This is a genomic window from Bartonella sp. AP88XZML, from assembly GCF_042195565.1.
Lineage (GTDB): Bacteria > Pseudomonadota > Alphaproteobacteria > Rhizobiales > Rhizobiaceae > Bartonella.
The window spans coordinates 1-2,890 of sequence record NZ_JBHIOQ010000083.1 but is presented as its reverse complement, the minus strand read 5'-3'; the positions used below and the strand labels follow the sequence as shown (position 1 = coordinate 2,890).

At 39.8% G+C, this 2,890-nt stretch carries 2 protein-coding genes and 1 pseudogene; all 3 read right to left on the bottom strand.

Features of this window, described 5'->3' with window-relative positions; genetic code table 11:
• A pseudogene (locus ACFIK2_RS08395) lies at window positions 1-765 on the bottom strand (glycine zipper family protein); the annotation flags it as partial.
• A gap of 6 nt (window positions 766-771) precedes the next feature.
• On the bottom strand, window positions 772-2,211 hold the full coding sequence (locus ACFIK2_RS08390) for a hypothetical protein (protein WP_375677155.1): 1,440 nt from the start codon (window positions 2,209-2,211) through the stop codon (window positions 772-774).
• A 7-nt stretch (window positions 2,212-2,218) separates the two neighbouring features.
• Window positions 2,219-2,890: hypothetical protein (locus ACFIK2_RS08385; RefSeq protein ID WP_375677154.1), on the bottom strand; the 672-nt coding region annotated here is incomplete at its 5' end.

Genomic DNA, 2,890 nt, shown 5'->3' with positions numbered 1-2,890 from the left:
TTTTTTTGTACCCCAAGAAGCAACTGTACCGGCAAGAGAACCAACAGGACCAGCTACTGTTCCAATACCACCACCAAACCCTGCCGATATAAGACGACCAGAAAGCCCCTCTCCCGCCCCTGAACCATGTAAAGCTCCTGAACCTGCTCCTAAAAGCGCCGCATTACCAAGATTTCTAAGTGTTGACATATGCTTTGCAAGAGCCAAAGCCCTTAATGGAGGCACAAAAAGTGAGAGTCCTGTCGGTACAAGTGAACCAACAGCATAAGCTATAGAGGACCAAATAGGATATTTCTCTTGCAAGGCTTTTTGGTAAGCACGTTCCTTGGCTACCCGTCTATTATATATCTCCTCTGCTTTCTTATCACCACGCCAATAATCTATAAAACCCGCTTCATTCGCTGCTTTCATCTCGTCAAAATAATCTGCCATCGCACCAGACGCGCTATTTCTCATAACAGCATTCCGCCACGTAAGATCTTTATCATCAAATGAAAAATCATCTGTTGTAGTTGATTGATCTTTTGTGTTTTGTTGACTTTCAGAAAAAGAATTAGATAGCTTCGCAATCTCAGCAGGATCTTCAACTACGCGGAAACGTTTCCCATTCTTAGCATATACATATTGAGATGAAGATGAACTGTTAGCATGTAAATTTATAATTTTTTCAATCTCAGCAGGATCTTCAACTACGCGAAAACGCTTCCCATTCTTGGCATATACATATTGAGAACGCATCTTCTCAGAAATGTTATAAGGGTCCATTACTATTTAATCCTCAACCAAAAATTTACCACTAGAACTGTCCCTAAAATAAGGTACGTTATCCTTAATAGATGCCTCTTCTAAACTCATCTTTGGTATATTTATCAAATTCCCTTGTGATAGTTGCGAACCACTTCCAAATGCTTCATCTACATCCGCAGCTGTTATGTTATCATTCATCAAAATAGCTAATTGCGCATCTGTTGCTTTGTTATAAATCTCCTGTAAACGTTGCAAATTCCTTATAAGCTCTTGAGGAGATAAACTCTGTTGCAAAGCAACATAAACATTTTCTAATCTTACACCTTCCTTATCAGTCAAATTACCCAATCCTGAAGCACCATTAGGTGATAGCGCTTTAATCCTCTCTAGCCTGTGAAGCATTGCTCCTCCCCTGATTGTTTCAAGATGATCCCTTAAACGTGCTGCCGGTGTGTTCCACAAATTCTGTAAAAATTGACCAATTGGACCAGTAGATGACTTAGGATTTTCCTTAAGTATCTCAAGAGCCGAATTTATTGCATGTGATGTACTTTCTCTCATAATTTTGGCATCTACTATTTGTAATTTTTTCAACTGTTCACGCTTTTGCATATCTTCATGTGCTTTTCCACCTTCAACCGTAACATATCTATATCCACCTGGTGCATTCGGATCTTCCACAAGCATCCTACCGTCATTGGTAAATTGTGGATTCCTGTTTCCACCGTTGATCGTTTGTGCAAAAAACGCATTCAACGCATCTTTATTCCCAGCCATGAACCGCGCCTCTTCTTCACTGTAGCCTTTGGACTTTAGATACTCGACAGTCTGGTTAACCTGTCCTCTTTTTTCTCTTTCCATATCACCACGACGAAGATTCATAGCTGCATTCGCTAAACTTTGTGCTATCGTCCCATCTGATAATGCATAACCAATCCCATAATCTGATAATCTTTGTAAAAACTCAGGACTACGCAAGTAATCCCAAAAACTCTGTTGAGAACCAGTATCTTGGTGAGGAACAGTACTCTGTTGTGGCTGTACAGACTTCTGTGGTTCTACAGATGAAATAGGCTCTGGTAATTGAGACTGCTTTGGTTTCAATGATGCCAAATCTGAAGTTTCAATTGCATTAGGCAAAGGTTCAATACCTAAAGGATTTGGTTGTGAACCAAAGATCGCTACTGGTAAAGAAGGGACTGAAGACGGTACATACGGTTTTCTGCCTGCCGATCTTAAAGACGAACTTACATCTGGTAAAGGTGAAGTATTTTTAGCTAAACCTAAAGGATTTGATTGTGAACCAAAAGTTGCTATAGGGGAAGAAGGGGTTAAATAAGGTAAATTATTTTCCTGTTGTTTGGCGTCTTCTAGATCGTTGAAACGTATACGTGGTACATATTGGCTCATTACATGCATAGACTTAAGAAGTCTTGATAAAATGTTATCGTTACTATTTTGCATAACTACCTCACTTTTTTCCTGCAAAATTAGCAATACTAGCTAAAATCCCTATAGCGTTCTTCCAAGGGTCGTTACCATGCATCTTAGATTCTGACACATTATTCGTTGTCGTGCCGTAATTTCTTGCAAAGCCATGACCGGCGTTCATAAGCATATTCAACCTATTCCAGCCGCTATTGTCTTGTTCCAGCCAACGTTCTCTATTGGCATCAACAAGGCGTTGATTGTAGTCATTAAGAACAGATGACCCCTGCAACATATTCGAATAGGCATTATTATAAGAGGGGAATAAGTTGCCTATCATGCCTAAGCGGTTTTCATTTAGTTGATCAATCATCGAATTGGCTTGCATCATATGCTGTAAATCTCTATCACGCTGGCGATACTTGATACGAGCTAATTCATCATTAAGCCCCCTCTGTAACTCATTGTTATGCGCACTAGAGCCATAAAGACCACTCCCTAAAAACTGTCGATTAATGCTATTTCTTATTTCACTTAAGCCCTCTTTAAGTTCCTCATCAAATTGAGAATTCGGTCCCATCAAACCACCAGATGCAATCCAGTTAAGGTTTCTCGCAGACGATGTTGGAGTATTCATCAAATGATTCATATAATTCTGATACTGATGAGGAATAGCTCCAAGACCTCCAATTGCTTGATAAGTTGGAGCACTTAA

What these genes read in the sequence shown, in the direction of transcription:
- ACFIK2_RS08390 (WP_375677155.1), bottom strand. Translation starts at nt 2,211, where the DNA reads ATGCAAAATAGTAACGATAACATTTTATCAAGACTTCTTAAGTCTATG.